The sequence below is a fragment of the Pseudomonas rustica genome, from assembly GCF_049959085.1.
GTDB classification, from domain to species: Bacteria; Pseudomonadota; Gammaproteobacteria; order Pseudomonadales; family Pseudomonadaceae; genus Aquipseudomonas; species Aquipseudomonas rustica.
This window is the reverse complement of sequence record NZ_CP188200.1, coordinates 4,874,523-4,894,038: the sequence shown is the minus strand read 5'-3', so window position 1 is coordinate 4,894,038 and position 19,516 is coordinate 4,874,523. Positions and strand designations below refer to the sequence as shown.

Here is a 19,516-nt window from a genome sequence, read left to right as displayed (position 1 = left end):
AAAGCAGGCATAATACCGCGCCTTTCCCTCGCAACCGGTTCGCCCCTTGAACGAACGCCCGATGTCCACTGCCATACGCCCCTCGGCTTGTCCGGGGTTGCTGCGTATCGTTCAGGCATTGGATGGCGGGATTTGTCGGATCAAACTCAACGGTGGCTCGCTCAGCGCCGATCAGGCAGATGCGGTGGCGGATGCGGCACAACAGTTCGCCAGCGGCGCCATCGAGGCGACCAACCGCGCCAATCTGCAGATTCGCGGGATCGGCGCGCAGTCCTCTGCATTGATCGACAGCCTGTTGGCTGCCGGCCTCGGCCCGCGATCCGCAGCCGGCGACGACGTGCGCAACCTGATGCTCAGCCCGGCTGCCGGGATCGACCAGCAGATGCAATTCGACACTCGTCCGCTCGCCGAACAGATCCTCGACACCCTGCAAAACCATCCGCGCTTTCATGAATTGAGCGCCAAGTTCGCCGTGCAACTGGACGGCGCTGAAGCCTTGGCGATGCTCGAACACCCGCATGATCTGTGGTTATCAGCCTTCAAAAGGGACGGCGAGACATTGCTGGCATTCGGTCTGGCCGGCTGCCCGACGGATCGTGCGCTTGGTGCGGTGGCACTGGACAACGGCCATGCGCAGGTGGTCGCGGTGCTCGAATTGTTCCTTGATCTGGCGCGCCCTGAGCAAACGCGGATGCGCCATTTGCTCAGCGAAATGACGCCTGAGCTGTTTCTTGAAAAACTCGCTCAGCGGGTCACCCTGCAAGCTGTCAGCGATTGGCAGCGCCCGCCGGCAGCGGACAATCTGCACATCGGCGTTCATCCGCAAAATACCTCGGATTTGGTGTACATCGGCGCCGTACCAGCGCTCGGTCGTCTCGATCCGACAATGCTGCGCGGTGTTGCACAACTGGCTCGCCAGTTCGGCAACGGCCACCTGCGTTTCACCCCGTGGCAAAGCCTGTTGCTACCCGACGTCAAAATCACTGACGCCGCCGAGGTGCTGCAAGGCCTCAAGCAACTCAACCTGCTGACCGAGCCGAGTCAACCGCTGTCGCGCCTGATCGCCTGCACCGGTTCCAACGGCTGCGGCAAAGGCCTCGCCGACACCAAACAGGACGCCCGCCATCTGGCGACGCTGCTGCCCTCGGCGCTCAGCGTGCACCTGTCCGGTTGCTCGCGTTCCTGCGCCGCGGCGCACCGTGCGCCGGTGACGTTGCTGGCGGTCAGCCCCGGTCATTACGACCTCTATTTTCGCGATGCAACGCTGCCGGGTTTCGGCGCGTTGCACGCACGCAATTTTACTATTGAAGCGGCCGCGATTTTGCTCGACGCCCGCTCCCGGAGCCCCCTTGATGCTTGATTACATCCGCGACGGTCAGGAGATCTATCGCAACTCCTTCGCGATCATTCGCAGCGAAGCCAACCTCGCGCGAATCCCGGCCGATCTGGAAAAACTCGCGGTGCGGGTGATTCACGCCTGCGGCATGGTCGAGGCCATCGACGGTCTGCAATTTTCCGAAGGCGCGGGCAAGGCCGGGCGCGAGGCGCTGGCCGCCGGTGCGCCGATTCTGTGTGATGCGCGAATGGTCTCCGAAGGCGTGACCCGCGCGCGCCTGCCGGCCAACAACAAAGTGATCTGCACCTTGCGCGACGACAGCGTGCCGGAGCTGGCGCGCGAGCTGGGCAACACTCGTTCCGCCGCTGCGCTGGAACTGTGGCGTCCGCACCTTGAAGGCAGTGTGGTGGTGATCGGCAACGCGCCGACTGCGCTGTTCTATCTGCTGGAAATGCTCGACGCTGGCGCACCAAAACCGGCGCTGATTCTGGGCTTCCCGGTCGGTTTCGTCGGCGCCGCCGAATCGAAAGCGGCACTGGCCGCCGACAGCCGTGGCGTGCCGTTCGTGATCATGCAAGGCCGCCTCGGTGGCAGCGCCATGGCCGCCGCCGCCGTCAATGCCCTCGCCACGGAGATTGAATGATGCAGGCTAAAGGACGTTTGATTGGCCTGGGCGTCGGCCCCGGTGATCCGGAACTGATTACCGTCAAAGCGCTGCGCTTGCTGCGCGAATCGCCAGTGGTTGCGTACTTCGTCGCCAAGGGCAAAAAGGGCAACGCGTTCGGCATCATCGAAGCGCACCTGCAAGAAGCGCAGAACCTGCTGCCGTTGGTGTATCCGGTGACTACCGAAGCATTGCCGGCGCCGCTTTCTTACGAACAAGTCATCAGCGATTTCTACGATGAAGCCGCCGAAACCGTCGCCGCGCATCTCGATGCAGGTCGTGATGTCGCGGTGATTTGCGAAGGTGATCCGTTCTTCTACGGCTCCTACATGTACCTGCACGATCGCCTCGCCACGCGCTATGAAGCGCAAGTGGTGCCGGGCGTTTGCTCGATGCTCGGTGGCGCTTCGGTGCTGGGCGCGCCGTTGGTGTATCGCAATCAAAGTTTGTCGGTGCTCTCCGGCGTGTTGCCCCATGAAGAATTGAAGCGACGTCTGGCCGATGCTGACGCCGCTGTGATCATGAAGCTGGGCCGCAACTTCCCGAAAGTGCGTCAGGTACTGGAAGAACTCGGTCTGGCCGAGCGTGCGTTGTACGTTGAGCGCGCGACCATGGCCAATCAGAAGATCGTGCCGATGGATCAGGTCGAGCCGATGTCCTCGCCGTACTTCTCGCTGATCATCGTGCCGGGCGAACGGTGGCAGGGCTGATGACTCACTCCACACCCGCCATCGTCATTCTCGGTCAGGCCAGCCTGGCCACGGCCCGTCGCATTCAGCAGGTCTATCCGGCGGCGCAGATCCACGGCCTCGCCGGGCGCGTTGAAGGCGCCGATTGCAGCTATCAGGAATTCGGCGCGACCTTGCGCGATCTGTATCAGCACAACACGCCGATCATTGCCCTGTGCGCTGCGGGCATTGTCATCCGCACACTGGCGCCGCTGTTGCTGGAGAAGGGCGCCGAACCTGCCGTGCTCGCAGTGGCTGAAGATGGCAGCGCGGTGGTGCCGCTGCTCGGCGGCCTCGGCGGGGTGAATGTCATGGCGCGGGAAATCGCTGCCGGGCTGCAAGTGACGGCGGCAATCACCACCAGTGGCGAATTGCGTTTCGGCACCTGCCTGCTCAATCCACCGAGCGGTTATGCGCTCGCCGATCTGGAACTGGGCAAGCGTTTTGTCTCCGACCTGCTAGCCGGGCACAGCGTGCGTATTGAAGGCGAGGCGCCGTGGCTGGATCAGGCGCAACTGCAGGAAGATCCGCAGGCGCAGCGTTCGATTCATGTCAGCAGTGCTGAGCGTGAAGTCAGCGCCAACGAATTACTGATTTATCCGCGCAGTGTGGCGGTGGCGGTCACTGCCGACGTTGCCGATCTACCGAGCGCCGTTCGCAAAGCATTGCAGCAAGCAAAAATTGCGCTGCAATCGCTGGCGTGTCTGGTCGCCGCTGACAGTCAAATGGCTTCGGCGAACTTGCGTGATGCAGCGCTTGACCTGGGCGTGCCGCTGCGGTTTGTCGCTGCGCAAACTGATCTCGAAGCATTGGCACTTAATGCCGTACCTTCAGCGAGCATCGTGACCGCAAACAACCTCGCCATCGCGATTGCCGAGCAGCCGCTGGACGTTGCTCATGTCGGCCGCCCACGCGGTCGTCTCGCCGTCATCGGTCTTGGCCCCGGCGCAGCCGAACTGATGGTTCCCGCCGTCAAAGCCGAACTGGCGCGTTGTACCGATGTGCTCGGCTACGAAACCTATGTGCGCATGGCCGGCCCGTTCCGCGACGATCAAGTGCAGCATTGCACCGACAACCGCGAAGAAATGCAGCGCGCCCGTCACGCTTTCCGACTGGCCGCCGAAGGCCGTTCGGTGATCGTCGTTTCTTCGGGCGATCCCGGCGTGTTCGCCATGGCAGCGGCGGTGCTCGAAGCGCTGCACGAGTCGGATGATCCCTCGTGGCACAGCGTCGATCTGGAAATTCTTCCCGGCGTTTCCGCATCGCTGGCCACCGCCGCACAGGCCGGTGCGCCGCTGGGGCACGACTTCTGCGTGATGTCGCTGTCGGACAACCTCAAGCCGTGGTCGATTATCGAGAAACGTCTGGATCTCGCGGCGGAAGCGGATCTGGCGCTGGCGTTCTACAATCCTATTTCCAAGGCGCGGCCATGGCAGTTGGGGCGAGCGCTGGAAATCGTCGCACAACATCGCACGTCAGAAACGCCAGTGGTGTTGGGGCGGGATGTTGGCCGGCCTGGGCAAACATTGCGCACCACCACATTGGGCGCGCTGACACCGGATCAGGTGGACATGCGCACGATGGTGCTGATCGGTTCGTCCACCACGTGCACCTTTCCTCGCGCAACTGGGGGTGATTGGGTTTACACGCCGCGCTGGTATGGCGAGAAGCCAAAAGGCTGATGCAAAAAAAGCGGCTCTACGGAGCCGCTTTTTATTTCTGCGTTTACCAAGGATTCAGATCAGGGCACCAGATAGCCTTTCACCCCGGTGAAGATGATTTGCGCCGCCAGTGCGCAAACAAATAGCCCCATCAAGCGGCTGACAATCTGCAAACCCTGATCACCCAGAATTCGCTCGATGCGGTTCGACAGATAAAGCACCACGCCAACCGTGAAGCTGGCCAGAATGATGCTGAGAATCGCCGTGAGTTTGTCGTCCCAGTGCGGCTGGCTCACGCCCATGACCAGCAGGGCACCGATGGTGCCGGGGCCGACGGTGATCGGGATGGTCAGCGGCACGATGGTCACGTCCTGCTGGACATTGTCTGCCTGCACCGCAGATTTGCCCTGCGCCATGCCCAGTGCCGAGATAAACAGCACGCTGCCGGCGCCGATGCGGAACGCATCCACGGTAATGCCGAAGACATCGAAAATCACTCGCCCAAACAGGTACAGCAAGACGCTGGAAATCAGCGTGGCGGCGGCGACTTTCCAGGCCAGGCGCCGTTGTTCCTTGCGCGAGTAGCCACGGGTCAGGGTAATGAAGCACGACAACACGAAGAACGGGCTGTAAAGCACCAGCATCTTCAGGTAAACGCTGAACAACACGTGGAGCATGGTGCTGGCTCACTGGCGAGGGTAGTCGTGGGGGAGTCTAACAGGCGTTACGACGGTTGGGTTGTCGCGCGATTCTGCTGATCACGCTCAGCCACCCAATGCTCGATCAACTCGCGCAACTGCGACAATTCCACCGGTTTGGACATGTGCCCGTCCATGCCGGCCTGACGCGCGCGCTCTTTGTGTTCGGCAAGAATGTGCGCGGTCAGCGCGACGATTGGCGTGCGGATGCGCTGATTGCTGACTTCCCAGGCGCGCAATTGTTGCGTCGCCGAGAAGCCATCGAGAATCGGCATTTCGCAGTCCATCAGCACCAGATCGTACCGCTGCGCTTTCATCGCCTGCAGGGCTTCTTCGCCGTTGCTGGCGGTGTCCGGTTGCAGGTTGAGTTTACCGAGCATGCCGCGAATCACTTTGGTCGAAATCGTGTTGTCTTCGGCGACGAGGATGCGGAAATCGCTCGGCACTTTCGCCGCCGTGGCCGCGGTGACCACTTGCGGCTGGAACACCACCTGACCTTTGTTGCGCTGGTTGAGTTCGTCCGCCAGCGTGGTCTTGAGGGTGTAGCCGGCCACCGGTTTGGCCAGAATGCGTTTGATTCCCGAGTTGCGCGCAATGATCTTGCTCGGCGCGTTGCTGATGCCGGTGAGCATGATCAGCAGAATGTCGTGATTGAGGCTCGGGTCTTCCTTGATCTTCGCCGCGAGCTGCATGCCGGTCATGCCGGGCATGTTCTGATCGAGCAACACCACATCGAAATAATCGCGCAGGTGCGCTTTGGTGCGCAGCAGGGCCAGCGCTTCCTTGCCCGACGGCACGGCGCTGACATTCAAGCCCCAGGCGCTGCATTGCTGCACCAGCACTTTGCGGCAGGTGTCGTTGTCGTCGACCACCAATACGCGCGCGCCTTGCAGTGGGCTGTCGAGATCGGAGGTCGGGTGTTCGAGACGATCCGGATCCAGCGGCAAAGTCAGCCACAACGTGCTGCCCTGCGTAGCGCCGCTCTTGATGCCGAATTCACCCTGCATCAAACGAATCAGTTGCCGCGCGATGACCAGCCCGAGATTGCCGCCCAGACGATTCGCCGAGAGGAAATGCTTGCTGTGCAGTTCGGCGTGCATCAGCGCATCGCGTTCTTCCTGCTCCATCGGCGCGCCGCTGTCCTGCACGGCGATGCGCAGACGCGGTTTGGTGCTGCGCTCGTCGAGGGCGACGACGATCAGCACTTCGCCTTCTTCGGTTTTCTTCAGGGCGTTTTCCAGCAGGCTGAGCAAGGTCTGGCGCAAGCGGGTCGGATCGCCGCTGATGACGCGCGGGACTTGCGGCTGGATGAAACTGATCAGTTCGACGTTCTGCTGTTCGGCTTTAGCGCGGTAGATGCTCAGGCAATCGTCGATCAACGCATTGAGGTCGAACTGCACGTCATCGAGTTCAATCTGCCCTGACTCGAGTTTGGAGATGTCGAGGATCTCGTTGATCAATGTCAGCAGCTCGTTGCCGGCGCTGTGGATGGTTTGCACGTAGTCGCGTTGCTTGACCGACAGCGGCGTGCCCAGCAGCAGTTCGGTCATGCCCAGCACGCCGTTCATCGGCGTGCGGATTTCGTGGCTGATCTTGGCGAGGAATTCGGCTTTGGCGTTGATCTCGGCGTTGCTCGCGGCGAGGTCGCGGCTGACGCTGAAACGGCTCTCGGTGATGCTGCGCTGACGTTCGCCGAGGGCGATGCTCATCAACAGACCGCTGACGCAGATGAACGCCATCAGCGTCATGATCAAGCCTTGCGGCGACACCAGTGTCAGTCCCAGCAGCGCCGGCAGAATAATCAGCGTGCCGATGTTGAACACCACCATGGCCGCCACGAACAGGCGCGCCGGGCGATAACCTTTTTGCCAGTGATAGACGCCGACGAACAACATGCTCAGACCGGCGAGTGCCACCAATGCGTAGGTGATGATGTTCAGCGGCAGTGTATTGACGAACAACAGCAGCAGGCTGCAGATGACAATGAACAGGATGTCGGCCATCAGCAGCTTGTTCAGCGGGTGCGGGCCGAGGGGGCCGAAGAAGCGATAAGCAAACATCAAACCGGCGGGTGCGGTCAGCAGCAGCGCCAGATAAGCGCCCGGTGTCTGGATCGCGTGCCAGTTCGGCAGCCAGGGCCCGAGCAGATTGAGCAGCAGCAACAGGCTCAGGCCCAGCAGACCTTCGCAAACCGCCAGCCACAAGCTGCTGCGTGAACGCGAATAGCTGTAACGCACCACGTTATGCAGCAGGAGCATGGCGAGGCAGCCGAACAGCAAACCGAAAATCAGCGAATGGTTTTGATTGGCCGCGCTCATCACGGCCGATTGCAGGGTGATGTGCGGACGCAATTGATGGTCGGAGACCATCCGTAAATAAACGTCGAGGGGTTTGTCGCTTTGCGGCAGGGCGAGCATGAAGTCGCTGCTGGGCAACGGTCGTTCGGCCTGCGGTTGCTCGGTGCCGGTGTTGCGTTGCTCGATCAACTGGTCGCCGTCGAGCACGTAAAGACTGAGCTGTGACAGGTCAGGGGCGAAGATGCGCAGCACTTGTTCGTGCTTGCCCGGCGCCAGTCTGAAGCGCAGCCACAGTGCACCATCGGGCTCGGACGCGGTGAGGCGCTCAAGGTCGATGGGGCTGAATTGATTGGTATAGCGAGCGGAGCGGATGTCGCTCAGTTGCAGATTGCCCTGATCGTCGAGCAATACCGACCAGCCACTGCCTTGTGCGGCCTGGGCCGGAAGCATGCAGAGCAAGGTCAGCATCGTGACGGTGAAGCTTATGGCAATCCTGAGCCAGCGCACGGCGAAATCCCTTCGTAGGTTGATGCCAGAATATAACGATGCGCCGCGGCGGAACAGCCCGGCGAGGAACGGTATCCCTCGCCGGACTTGATGAACAGCTTATTCCTGGGTTTCGCCACGTTCACGGGCAATGGCGCGGTAGCCAATGTCCTTGCGGTAGAAGCTGCCTTCCCAGTCGATGGCTGCTGCCAGCTTGTACGCTTGCTGCTGCGCTTCACCGACGCTTGCGCCCATTGCAGTGGCGCAGAGTACGCGACCACCGGCGGTGACAACCTGGCCATCCTTCAGCGCAGTACCGGCGTGGAAGACTTTGCCTTCCAGCTTCGCCGCTGCGTCGAGACCGTTGATCGCCGCGCCCTTGGCGTAGTCGCCCGGGTAGCCGCCAGCGGCCAGCACGATGCCGACGCTCGGGCGTGGATCCCACTGTGCTTCAACCTTGTCCAGCGCTTGCGCCAGCGCGGCTTCGACCAACAGCACCAGGCTCGATTGCAGGCGCAGCATCACCGGTTGGGTTTCCGGGTCGCCGAAGCGGCAGTTGAACTCGATGACTTTCGGGTTACCGGCCTTGTCGATCATCAGACCGGCATAAAGGAAACCGGTGTAGACGTTGCCTTCCTCAGCCATGCCTCGCACGGTCGGCCAGATCACCAGATCCATCACGCGCTTGTGCACGTCGGCAGTGACCACCGGGGCAGGGGAGTAAGCACCCATGCCGCCCGTGTTCGGGCCGCTGTCGCCGTCGCCCACACGTTTGTGATCCTGGCTGGTGGCCATCGGCAGCACGTTTTTGCCGTCGACCATGACGATGAACGACGCTTCTTCGCCGTCGAGGAACTCTTCGATCACCACGCGCGAACCGGCGTCACCGAAAGCGTTGCCAGCGAGCATGTCGCGCACGGCGTCTTCGGCTTCGGCCAGGGTCATGGCGACGATCACGCCTTTACCGGCGGCCAGGCCATCGGCCTTGATCACGATCGGTGCGCCTTTTTCACGCAGATAAGCCAGGGCCGGCTCGATCTCGGTGAAATTCTGGTAGTCGGCCGTCGGGATCTTGTGACGGGCGAGGAAATCCTTGGTGAAGGCTTTCGAGCCTTCCAGCTGTGCAGCGCCGGCAGTCGGGCCGAAGCAATCCAGACCACGCGAGCGGAAAAGGTCAACGACGCCAGCCACCAGCGGCACTTCCGGGCCGACGATGGTCAGGGAAACGTTTTTCTCGGCGAAGTCGGCCAGTTGCTCAAGGGCCAGCACGTCGATGGCGACGTTTTCGCACTTGGCTTCAATGGCGGTGCCAGCGTTGCCCGGTGCAACAAAAACCTTCTGCACGCGCGGATCCTGAGCCACTTTCCAGGCCAGAGCGTGTTCACGGCCACCGCTGCCAATGATCAAAACATTCATTTCAAAAACCTCAAAAAACTGTGGGGCGCTACCAGACCTCAGCATTCAAACCCTGTAGGAGCTGCCGCAGGCTGCGATCTTTTGATGTTGCTCTTTTAAAAGACAAGATCAAAAGATCGCAGCCTGCGGCAGCTCCTACATGACTCCAGCATGCAGAGGGAGCGAAAAATCAGTGACGGAAGTGGCGCATGCCGGTGAAGACCATAGCGATGCCGGCTTCGTCAGCGGCGGCAATCACTTCAGCGTCACGCATCGAGCCGCCCGGCTGGATCACCGCAGTGATACCGACCTTGGCTGCGTTATCCAGACCGTCGCGGAACGGGAAGAACGCGTCCGAGGCCATCACCGAACCGGCGACTTGCAGACCAGCGTGCTCAGCCTTGATCGCAGCGATACGCGCCGAGTTTACGCGGCTCATCTGGCCCGCGCCGACACCGATGGTCTGACGGTTCTTGGCGTAGACGATGGCGTTGGATTTAACGTATTTGGCAACTTTCCAGGCGAAGATCAGGTCGTGGATTTCCTGCTCGGTCGGCGCACGTTTGGTCACGACTTTCAGGTCATCGGCGCTGATCATGCCGATGTCGCGGCTCTGTACCAGCAGGCCGCCGTTGACGCGCTTGTAGTCCCACGCTGCAGCGCGGTCAGCCGACCACTCGCCGCAGGCCAGCAGGCGCACGTTGGCTTTCGCCGCAACAATGGCGCGGGCTTCTTCGCTGACGCTTGGGGCGATGATCACTTCAACGAACTGACGCTCGACGATCGCCTTGGCGGTCTCGGCATCCAGTTCACGGTTGAAGGCGATGATGCCGCCGAACGCCGACTCGGTGTCGGTGGCGTATGCCAGTTCGTAGGCCTGACGGATGCCGCCTTCAGCGTCCGGGCTGACGGCCACGCCGCACGGGTTGGCGTGCTTGACGATGACGCAGGCGGGTTTGACGAAGCTCTTCACGCATTCCAGCGCGGCGTCGGTGTCGGCCACGTTGTTGTACGAGAGTTCTTTGCCTTGCAGTTGGGTCGCGGTGGCGATGCCGACTTCGGCGGGTTTGGCTTCAACGTAGAACGCCGCGCTCTGGTGCGGGTTCTCGCCGTAGCGCATTTCCTGGGCCTTGATGAACTGGCTGTTGAAGGTGCGCGGGAATTCGCTGCGGCCTTCGGTGCTCAGGGTTTCAGCGGCCTGATTCACGGTGCCCATGTAGTTGGCGATCATGCCGTCGTAGGCAGCGGTGTGTTCGAAGGCTTTGAGCATCAGATCGAAGCGCTGAGCGTAGGTCAGGCCACCGGCTTTGAGGCCTTCCAGCACGCTGGCGTAATCGCTGGCATTCACCACGATCGCGACGTCTTTGTGGTTTTTCGCTGCCGAACGCACCATGGTCGGGCCGCCGATATCGATGTTTTCGATCGCGGTCGGCAGGTCGCAACCTGGCTTGTTGATGGTGGCTTCGAACGGGTAGAGGTTAACGGCAACCAGATCGATCGGCTTGATGCCGTGCTCGTTCATGATCGCGTCATCGATACCGCGACGACCGAGGATGCCGCCGTGGATTTTCGGGTGCAGGGTTTTCACCCGACCGTCCATCATCTCGGCGAAACCGGTGTAATCCGCGACTTCCACTGCGGCAACACCGTTGTCGCGCAGCAGCTTGAACGTTCCGCCGGTGGAGAGGATCTCGACGCCCAGAGCTTCAAGCTCCTTGGCGAATTCGAGGATCCCGGTCTTGTCGGAAACGCTGATCAAGGCGCGGCGGATCGGCAGGCGGGTAGTCTGGTCGGTCATCTCAATTTCCATCAAAAGCAAAGGAAGTCAGCAAAAAAGGCGACCGTTTTTTACGCGGGCGCCTTTCTGGTTTGATTGAATGCTTACAGCAGATCGTACTGCTTGAGTTTCTTGCGCAGCGTGCCTCGGTTGAGACCGAGCAGCTCGCTGGCCTTGGTCTGGTTGCCCTTGACGTAATTCATCACGCTTTCGAGCAGGGGCGCCTCGACTTCGGAGAGCACCAGGTTGTACACATCCGTGACGGACGCGCCCTCAAGGTGGGCGAAATAATTGTGCAGCGCCTTCTCGACACTCCCGCGAAGGGTCTGACCTTCTTCGCTCGGGGTATTGAGGTGCTGTTTCAAATTCACGTTGTCGCTCACGGGTGCTGTTCCACTCACTAAAGTCTCGGTCATCATCGTCATGCGGCCACCCCTTCTTCGTCCCCTGTCAGGCTCTTGTAATGCTCGGCGAAGAACTCCCGAACATTGGCGCATTGTGTTTCCGTACCATCCAAACGATTGAAGTGGGCGCGAAACTCCTTGGCGCCCGGCAAGGTTGCGAGATACCAGCCCACATGCTTGCGCGCAATGCGCACGCCCATCACATCCCCATAGAAAGCGTGAAGTGCGGCCAGATGCTCTAGCAGTATGTGTTCCACTTCGATCAACTGCGGCGCCGGCAATTTCTCGCCCGTGCGCAGGTAATGATCGATCTCGCGAAAAATCCATGGCCGCCCTTGGGCGGCGCGGCCTACCAACAGGCCATCGGCTCCGGTCGCGTCGAGCACGTAACGGGCCTTCTCCGGCGAATCAATGTCGCCATTGGCAAACACCGGAATCGACACGGCCTGCTTGATCGCGGCAATCGTGTCGTATTCGGCTTCACCTTTGTACAGATCGGCGCGAGTGCGGCCATGCACTGCCAGCGCGGTGATCCCGGCCTGCTCGGCGATCTTCGCCACGGTCAGACCGTTCTTGTTGTCGCGATCCCAACCGGTGCGGATCTTCAGGGTGACCGGCACATCAACCGCAGCCACAACGGCCTGCAGGATCTCGGTCACCAGTGCTTCATCTTTCAACAACGCGGAACCGGCGGCCTTGTTGCAGACCTTCTTTGCCGGGCAACCCATGTTGATATCAATAATCTGTGCGCCCAGCTCAACGTTGGCCCGGGCTGCATCCGCCAGCATCTGCGCGTCGCCACCGGCAATCTGTACCGAGCGTGGCTCGGGATCGCCTTCGTGGATCATGCGCATGCGCGACTTGCGGGTGTTCCACAAGCTCATGTCGCTGGTGACCATTTCCGAGACTACAAGCCCTGCGCCCAAACGCTTGCACAGCTGACGAAAGGGCTGATCGGTGACACCCGCCATCGGGGCGAGAATCAAGCCGTTCTGCAATATGTATGGGCCGATGCGTACCGCCGACATAGGACTTCCCTGAAGTGGGGCCGGATCATGAGAGTTCGAAAAAGGGTTGGCATGATACCCGCTCTCGATGACTGGATAAAGGCTGAATTGAACAAAATCTGAACAGTTATTCTGTTATTGCCAGCGGTTTGGTTGCCCGCCGCTCAGTCAGAAAACTGCCGTCAATCGAGAAACGGTGAAGCGATTCACTCGGGCGAGTGAAAACTCAGGCTGTAATTCACCGCTTTCGGGCCTGGATCGAGAATATCCAGCGCAATGTGGATCGGCGTCTGTGGTGGCATTTCCGCCAATCCTTCGAGATCGCCGCTCAGGTATTCGCCGGGTTTGAACCGACGACTGGCAATCAAGTGACCGTTGAGGTCGGCGAAACGCAGTTCCAGCAGCGGAAACGGCTGCGAGAATGTCGCGCGGTTATAGATGATCGCGTCGACCACCAAGGCACCGCTGAACTCCGGATGGCTGCGCACCACCAGATTGCTGCTTTTAATGCGGGCAATGTCGACTTTCGACGGCACAGTGCAGCCGATCTGCGGGCAGATCTCCTGGAACCATGGCCGGTATTGATCCTGCCGCGCCAGTTCGTCGAAATGGTAAGCAACGTACTGCGCGCCGAGACCACCCGCCGCCAGCAGCACCAACAACAGCCAAAGCATGCGCCGGCCCCACGGCGAGCGGCGCTTCTGCCAGTCGAGTTGCAGCGGGTCGTCGGTCAGATCCTGCAGGACTTCGGCGCGCACGCCGGGGTCTGCGCGGTCACGCTTTTTGCGCAATGGGGTGATCGTTGGCAGGTCGTCGTCTTCGCTGTCGTCGCTGGCGGACAAACGTTCGCGACGGGCGTTCGGATCGATCGGGTCGTGCAGGCGCAATTGCGGGATGGCCGGCTCGTCGTCGAGATCCACCGGTTCCAGCGACAACGAAGGCTCGGTGCGCGCGGATTTCACCGGCTCGATGTCGACGGTTTCTGGCTCGTGTTCTTCGTGCTCTTCGTGTTCGGCGGCGTGCTCATCGGCGCGTTCGCTGAAAAGAGTGTCGCGCCAGACCGTTTCATCCGGCTCAGGGCTGTCGCGGCGAGCACTCAGGGAATCTTCGCGTTGACGACCGAATTCGGTGGTCGGCTGGATTTCCCGTTGTTCGAGGCGGGCGAGTTCTTCGTCCAGATCGAGGCTGTCGAGGTCAAGCTCGGACGCGCTCCACTGTTTTTGGCTGATGGCGCGCGGTGCGGGCGGCTCGATGATGGGCGGCGGCTCGATAACGGGCGCGGCCTCGACAATCGGCGCAGGCTCGACAATCGATGGCGCGACCGGCGTCACCGCGTCCTTGCCGGCGTGTTGCTCCAGCAGCTGTTTGGCCGCGTTGAACACTTGCAGACAAGAGCCGCAGCGAACCACCCCGCGGGCCACGCTCAATTGAGCATGGCTGACACGGAAACTGGTTTGGCAATGCGGGCACTGGGTGACGAAGCTGTCGGTCATGCGGCGATCCGGATTGTGCAGGCGGTCATATTAGCGCCGACGGCCGGTGATGCGCACCCAGCCATCGCGATTGGCGATCGGGTCGAGGTCGAAATCCTGCGCGTAAGCGGCGGCGACTTCATCACCTTGCTCGGCAAGAATGCCCGACAACGCCAGACGGCCACCGGATTTCACCAGGCTGGACAGTTGCGGCGCCAGCGAAACCAGCGGGCCGGCGAGAATATTGGCGACCAGCACATCGGCTTGCACCTGCGGCAGATCTTCCGGCAGGTACAGCGGGAACAGTTCATCAGCGATGTTGTTGCGCCCGGCGTTGTCGCGCGATGCTTCCAGCGCCTGCACATCGATGTCGGTGCCGACCGCTTCTTTCGCGCCGAGCAACAGGGCGGCAATGGCCAGAATCCCCGAACCGCAACCGAAATCGAGCACGTTGCAGTCTTTCAGATCCTGACCGTCGAGCCATTCCAGGCACAGCGCGGTGGTCGGGTGGGTGCCGGTGCCGAAAGCCAGGCCCGGATCGAGCAGCAGGTTGACCGCGTCAGGCTCCGGCGCGGCGTGCCAGCTCGGCACAATCCACAGACGCTGACCGAAACGCATCGGCTCAAAACCGTCCATCCAGCTGCGTTCCCAATCCTGATCTTCGATGACTTCGCTGTGATGCTCGGGCAGCGGGCTGCCGGTCAGCAGTTCGAGATGGGCCAGAACCGGTGCCGGTTCGGTGCCGCCCTCAAACAGCGCCAGCAGATGAGTGTGCGCCCACAGCGGGGTGGTATTGAGTTCCGGTTCGAAGATCGGCTGATCTTCAGCGTCCATGAAGGTCACCGACACGGCGCCCACTTCAAGGAAAGCGTCTTCGTAGGTTTCGGCTTGTTCCGGGCTGATGGCGAGACGTACTTGCAGCCAAGGCATGGCGGGCACCTTTGAAAAATATTGATTGCAGCCTAGCGGCCGGCGAGAAGCGCGCAAGTTTACGCGAGCGCGCGGCAGAACACGAACATGCTTGAAGATCAAAAGATCGCAGCCTTCGGCAGCTCCTACAGGAGTTTGCATTCCAATGTAGGAGCTGCCGAAGGCTGCGATCTTTTGACTTTGCTGCAGAAACAACAAAGCCGCCCGAGGGCGGCTTTGTCTGGTGCGGGCTGAAGCTTAGTGCTTCTCGCCAGCCAGCTTGTGCTCGAGGTAGTGAATGTTCACACCGCCCTTGCAGAAGCCTTCGTCACGAACCAGATCACGGTGCAGCGGGATGTTGGTCTTGATCCCGTCAACCACGATTTCGTCCAGGGCATTGCGCATGCGCGCCATGGCTTCGTCGCGGGTCGCGCCGTAAGTGATCAGCTTGCCGATCAGCGAGTCGTAGTTCGGTGGAACGGCATAGCCACTGTACAGGTGCGAATCGACGCGAACGCCGTTGCCGCCTGGAGCGTGGAAATGCTTGACCGTACCCGGGCTCGGCATAAAGGTTTTCGGGTCTTCAGCGTTGATCCGGCATTCCAGCGAGTGACCGCGGATTACCACATCATCCTGAGTGAACGACAGCTTGTTGCCAGCGGCGATGCTGAGCATCTCCTTGACGATGTCGATGCCGGTGACCATTTCCGAAACCGGGTGCTCCACCTGAACACGGGTGTTCATTTCGATGAAGTAGAAACGACCGTTCTCGTACAGGAACTCGAAAGTACCCGCGCCGCGGTAGCCGATGTCGATGCACGCCTTGACGCAGCGAGCCAGTACTTCTTCGCGAGCCTTCTCGTCGATGCCCGGTGCCGGCGCTTCTTCGAGAACTTTCTGGTGACGACGTTGCAGCGAGCAATCGCGGTCGCCCAGGTGGATCGCATGACCCTGGCCGTCGGACAGCACCTGAACTTCGACGTGGCGCGGGTTGGTCAGGAATTTTTCCAGATACACCATCGGGTTGCCGAACGCCGCGCCAGCTTCGGTGCGGGTCAGTTTGGCGAAGGCGATCAGGTCTTCTTCTTTATGCACCACGCGCATGCCGCGACCACCACCGCCGCCAGCGGCTTTGATGATCACCGGGTAGCCGACTTCACGACCAATGCGCAGCGCCGTTTCTTCGTCTTCCGGCAATGGGCCGTCGGAACCTGGAACGGTTGGCACACCTGCTTCGATCATCGCGTGCTTGGCCGAAACCTTGTCGCCCATCAGGCGAATGGTGTCGGCTTTCGGGCCGATGAAAGCGAAGCCGGAGTTCTCGACTTGCTCGGCAAAATCGGCGTTTTCCGCGAGGAAACCGTAGCCTGGGTGAATGGCGGTAGCGCCAGTCACTTCAGCGGCAGCGATGATGGCCGGGATGTGCAGGTAGGACTGAGCGGCAGACGCCGGGCCGATGCAGACGGATTCGTCTGCCAGACCCAGGTGCATCAGCTCTTTGTCGGCCTTGGAGTAAACGGCGACGGTCTTGATGCCCATCTCTTTGCAGGCACGCAGAATCCGCAGGGCGATCTCACCGCGGTTCGCGATCAGAACTTTTTCCAACTTCGCAGTCATCAAAGGCTCTCCGCAGTTCAAACGATGGTGAACAGCGGTTGGTCGTACTCAACCGGCTGGCCGTCTTCGACGAGGATGGACTCGATCACACCGCTGGTTTCAGCTTCGATGTGGTTCATCATCTTCATGGCTTCGACGATGCACAGAGTGTCGCCTTTCTTCACGGTCTGGCCGACTTCAACGAAGGCTGGCGAAGCTGGCGAAGATTTACGGTAGAACGTGCCGACCATCGGCGAACGGGCAACAGTGCCGTTCAGCGCTGGCGCAGCAGCGGCAACCGGGGCTGCAGCCGCTACCGGAGCAGCAACAGGTGCGGCAGCCGGTGCTTGCATCGGAGCCGGCGCGTAATACTGCTGAGCCGGGGTTTTGCTGTGACGGCTGATGCGTACGGACTCTTCGCCTTCCTTGATCTCGAGCTCGTCGATGCCGGACTCTTCCAGCAATTCGATCAATTTCTTAACTTTACGGATATCCATGAATCATCAACTCCCAAGGGTCGGTCAGGGGCGCTTAACGCTTGTATTTCAAGTCGTTGCCGGTGTTTCAAGCTGTTCTAGTGCAGCCTCCAGGGCCAGTCGGTAACCGCTGGCGCCAAGGCCGCAGATCACTCCCACCGCTACGTCGGAGAAGTAAGAGTGATGGCGGAAAGGTTCGCGTTTGTGCACGTTGGACAAATGCACTTCGATGAATGGGATGCTCACTCCCAGCAGCGCGTCACGTAATGCGACACTTGTGTGTGTAAAAGCTGCTGGATTGATCAGGATGAAATCCACACCTTCGCCGCGCGCGGCGTGGATCCGGTCGATCAATTCGTACTCGGCATTGCTTTGCAGATACAGCAGATGGTGGCCGGCTTCACGGGCGCGGCGCTCCAGATCCTGATTGATCTGCGCCAGGGTCGTTGAACCGTAAGTACCGGGTTCGCGGGTGCCGAGCAGGTTCAGGTTGGGGCCGTGCAGCACCAGTAGGGTTGCCATCTGCGTGTCCTTGTTATGGGTGAGCAATGTTCAGAACCCGGCGACTATGCCGCAAAGACTTTGTGACTGTCCAGTTCTATGCAATAGCCAGCACGATGGGCGATGTTTGCGCAAAATATGTGACCGAGGGTCTGGATCCGGTCATTTGTGGCAATCCTTGTAGGAGCTGCCGAAGGCTGCGATCTTTTGATTTTCAGGTGCAAGATCAAAAGATCGCAGCCTTCGGCAGCTCCTACAGGGATTTTTGTCAGACGCGGAAGGCTTGAACGGCGGTATGCAGCTGGCCGCCGAGAACCAGCAGATTTTCGCCCTGTTCGCGCCCACGACCGATCCGCAGCAAGTTATCCCCACCCAACTGATGAATTCGCTCACTGTGATCGCGAATCTCACTGACCGCGCCACTTTGCTGCGCCGTCACGTCGGCAATGCGGATGGCCGTGTCGGAAATGGTCTGGATCGCGCCAACAATTTTATCCAGCGCTCCGTCCGCTGCTTGTGCCTGACTGGCCGTGGCTTCGGCGTGTTCGACCTGCGCGCGCATGCCTTCGACCGATTGCCGCGCCGCCGTTTGCAGGCCGGCAATCAACGTCTGAATCTCCGCCGTGGCCCCGGCTGTCCGCTGCGCCAGCGAACGCACTTCCTCGGCGACCACGGCAAAACCACGACCCATTTCCCCGGCCCGCGCCGCTTCAATCGCCGCGTTCAGCGCGAGCAAATTGGTCTGATCGGCAATCGAGCGAATCACCGTCAACACGCCGCCAATGGTCGCCGACTCCTCAGCCAGATGTTCGATCATCTGCGCATTGCCTTGCACTTCACCGACCAAGGCGTGCAGCCCGGTCAGGCTCTGGCCAATCACGGTTTGGCCATGTTCGACGGCCAGTCCGGCATGACGGCTGGCATCGGCGGCCTGTCGCGCGTCACCGGCCACTTGTTGAATCGTCGCCTCCAGTTCGCCGAGGGAATCGCGGATCAGCGCGGTGTCGCCGGCCTGATGCTCGGCGCCGCTGTGCAAATCGTTGCTCAGCTCGGCGAGGGTGCGGCTGCTGCCCGCGACTTGCTCCGCATTGCCGCGAATCGTCCCGACCAGATCCACCAGATAGGCGCGCAAGCGATTGAGCGAAGCCTCGATGTCTCGCAGTTCGCGGTTGGTTTTGCCCAGATGAATGTCGCGGCTGAAATCGCCTTCAGCCCAGGTCGACAGCGCTGGAGCGAGGTTGGTCAGGGTGCGCGAGAGCCGCCGCTGTAAGGTATCGATCAACAGTGCGATCAGCAGAATCAGGCCGATCATTACCCCCTGCATCAGGCGGACTTCGCCTTGAATTTGTCCGTGCTGCGCACGCACCACCGGCTCGAGTCCGGCGATGGCCTGCTGCACGGCGGCGATTTTCTGGTGGGTGGCGGCGCTGAGATCGCTGCGTTTCTGGATCTGCTCGCGGGTGCGCGCCAGCTCTGCCGGATAACGACCGAGCAGGCTGTTGAGTTCGCGTTTGAGGCCGACACCGGCATCTTCGGCGACGGCTTTTTCAGTGTTCTCGATGCCCATCATCGCGGCGAAATCGTCGCTGCCGGATTCGCTTTTCGCGACAACGCCGAGCAAGGGCAGGGCATCAATCGCTTGCGCCTGCGTGCTGATGTTGCTGACTTCACGCTCAACGTCCGCCGCCAATTCACTGCGCCCGCTGCTGACCAGTTTGTCCCGTGCCAGCGACAATTTGCCGAGATGTTGCGAGGCGGCAAGCAGCGGCGTCAGGTAACCCGAGTTGCCGTTGGCGTAGGTGCTGAGTTGCTCAAGGCTGGCGCTCAATTCGCGCTCGGCCTGCAACAGCAAGGCCTGCGGATCACCGGCCAGTTTGCCGGCGGCGAGCAGATCGGTTTTGCTGAATTCATCCAGCTCCGCCAGGCTCGGGCGCAGGGTATCGGCCAGCGCCGGCGGCAGTTCGCCGAGTTCTTTGTGCAAGCCATCAATGGCCTGACTGGCGGCGCTCAGGCGCAAGGCGTCGCCGCTGGCGAGGTAGTCCTCGACGTTACGAGCGACCTCGTTCTGAAATTGCTGTGACAACCCCAGATACCGCTCCATCAATAGAT

At 60.9% G+C, this 19,516-nt stretch carries 16 protein-coding genes; 4 read left to right on the top strand and 12 right to left on the bottom strand.

What is annotated here, in order from left to right; all coding sequences use genetic code 11:
- Positions 1–61 precede the first annotated feature (61 nt).
- From cobG to cobJ, 4 genes are read left to right on the top strand one after another with little or no spacing between them, the layout of a single operon-like run.
- Complete coding sequence (cobG, locus tag ACP3TY_RS22325) at positions 62–1,360, top strand: precorrin-3B synthase (protein ID WP_426618505.1); 1,299 nt, start codon at positions 62–64, stop codon at positions 1,358–1,360.
- The gene (locus ACP3TY_RS22320; RefSeq protein WP_426618504.1) at positions 1,353–1,979 is read left to right on the top strand and encodes a precorrin-8X methylmutase; all 627 of its coding nucleotides are present in this window, start codon (positions 1,353–1,355) and stop codon (positions 1,977–1,979) included. Before cobG ends, ACP3TY_RS22320 begins: the two co-directional genes overlap by 8 nt.
- A complete protein-coding gene (locus ACP3TY_RS22315; RefSeq protein ID WP_370872600.1) occupies positions 1,976–2,710 on the top strand; it encodes a precorrin-2 C(20)-methyltransferase in 735 nt (244 codons plus the stop codon). The genes ACP3TY_RS22320 and ACP3TY_RS22315 overlap by 4 nt, the downstream gene beginning before the upstream one ends.
- Positions 2,710–4,410 (top strand): precorrin-3B C(17)-methyltransferase, encoded by a 1,701-nt coding sequence (gene cobJ / locus ACP3TY_RS22310; protein ID WP_426618503.1) that lies wholly within the window; start codon positions 2,710–2,712, stop codon positions 4,408–4,410. The genes ACP3TY_RS22315 and cobJ overlap by 1 nt, the downstream gene beginning before the upstream one ends.
- 59 nt (positions 4,411–4,469) lie before the next feature.
- Here the strand turns inward: cobJ and ACP3TY_RS22305 are convergent, their stop codons facing one another.
- The 12 genes from ACP3TY_RS22305 to ACP3TY_RS22250 form a co-directional block, all read right to left on the bottom strand.
- A complete protein-coding gene (locus ACP3TY_RS22305) occupies positions 4,470–5,066 on the bottom strand; it encodes a MarC family protein (RefSeq protein WP_400647980.1) in 597 nt (198 codons plus the stop codon).
- Between the two features lie 47 nt (positions 5,067–5,113).
- Positions 5,114–7,891 (bottom strand): response regulator, encoded by a 2,778-nt coding sequence (locus tag ACP3TY_RS22300; protein ID WP_426618502.1) that lies wholly within the window; start codon positions 7,889–7,891, stop codon positions 5,114–5,116.
- A gap of 99 nt (positions 7,892–7,990) precedes the next feature.
- Positions 7,991–9,286 carry a phosphoribosylamine--glycine ligase gene (gene purD, locus ACP3TY_RS22295; RefSeq protein WP_426618501.1) on the bottom strand — a complete coding sequence of 432 codons (1,296 nt, stop codon included), beginning with the start codon at positions 9,284–9,286 and terminating at the stop codon, positions 7,991–7,993.
- Positions 9,287–9,455: 169 nt separating this feature from the next.
- Positions 9,456–11,063 (bottom strand): bifunctional phosphoribosylaminoimidazolecarboxamide formyltransferase/IMP cyclohydrolase, encoded by a 1,608-nt coding sequence (gene purH, locus ACP3TY_RS22290; RefSeq protein WP_053116902.1) that lies wholly within the window; start codon positions 11,061–11,063, stop codon positions 9,456–9,458.
- An 83-nt stretch (positions 11,064–11,146) separates the two neighbouring features.
- A complete protein-coding gene (gene fis, locus ACP3TY_RS22285) occupies positions 11,147–11,467 on the bottom strand; it encodes a DNA-binding transcriptional regulator Fis (protein ID WP_003221275.1) in 321 nt (106 codons plus the stop codon).
- Entirely contained in the window at positions 11,464–12,474 is a 1,011-nt protein-coding gene (gene dusB / locus ACP3TY_RS22280; RefSeq protein WP_053116903.1) for a tRNA dihydrouridine synthase DusB, read from the bottom strand. The genes fis and dusB overlap by 4 nt, the downstream gene beginning before the upstream one ends.
- A 185-nt stretch (positions 12,475–12,659) precedes the next feature.
- On the bottom strand, positions 12,660–13,946 hold the full coding sequence (locus tag ACP3TY_RS22275; RefSeq protein WP_426618500.1) for a DUF3426 domain-containing protein: 1,287 nt from the start codon (positions 13,944–13,946) through the stop codon (positions 12,660–12,662).
- Between the two features lie 30 nt (positions 13,947–13,976).
- Positions 13,977–14,855, bottom strand: a complete 879-nt coding sequence (prmA, locus tag ACP3TY_RS22270) for a 50S ribosomal protein L11 methyltransferase (RefSeq protein WP_053116905.1) — start codon at positions 14,853–14,855, stop codon at positions 13,977–13,979.
- A 237-nt stretch (positions 14,856–15,092) separates the two neighbouring features.
- Positions 15,093–16,451, bottom strand: a complete 1,359-nt coding sequence (gene accC / locus ACP3TY_RS22265; protein WP_102899385.1) for an acetyl-CoA carboxylase biotin carboxylase subunit — start codon at positions 16,449–16,451, stop codon at positions 15,093–15,095.
- Between the two features lie 17 nt (positions 16,452–16,468).
- On the bottom strand, positions 16,469–16,927 hold the full coding sequence (gene accB, locus ACP3TY_RS22260; RefSeq protein ID WP_008078186.1) for an acetyl-CoA carboxylase biotin carboxyl carrier protein: 459 nt from the start codon (positions 16,925–16,927) through the stop codon (positions 16,469–16,471).
- 48 nt (positions 16,928–16,975) lie between these two features.
- Positions 16,976–17,428 (bottom strand): type II 3-dehydroquinate dehydratase, encoded by a 453-nt coding sequence (gene aroQ / locus ACP3TY_RS22255; protein WP_008078187.1) that lies wholly within the window; start codon positions 17,426–17,428, stop codon positions 16,976–16,978.
- 247 nt (positions 17,429–17,675) lie between these two features.
- Positions 17,676–18,719, bottom strand: a complete 1,044-nt coding sequence (locus tag ACP3TY_RS22250; RefSeq protein ID WP_426620514.1) for a methyl-accepting chemotaxis protein — start codon at positions 18,717–18,719, stop codon at positions 17,676–17,678.
- Between the last annotated feature and the right edge of the window lie 797 nt (positions 18,720–19,516).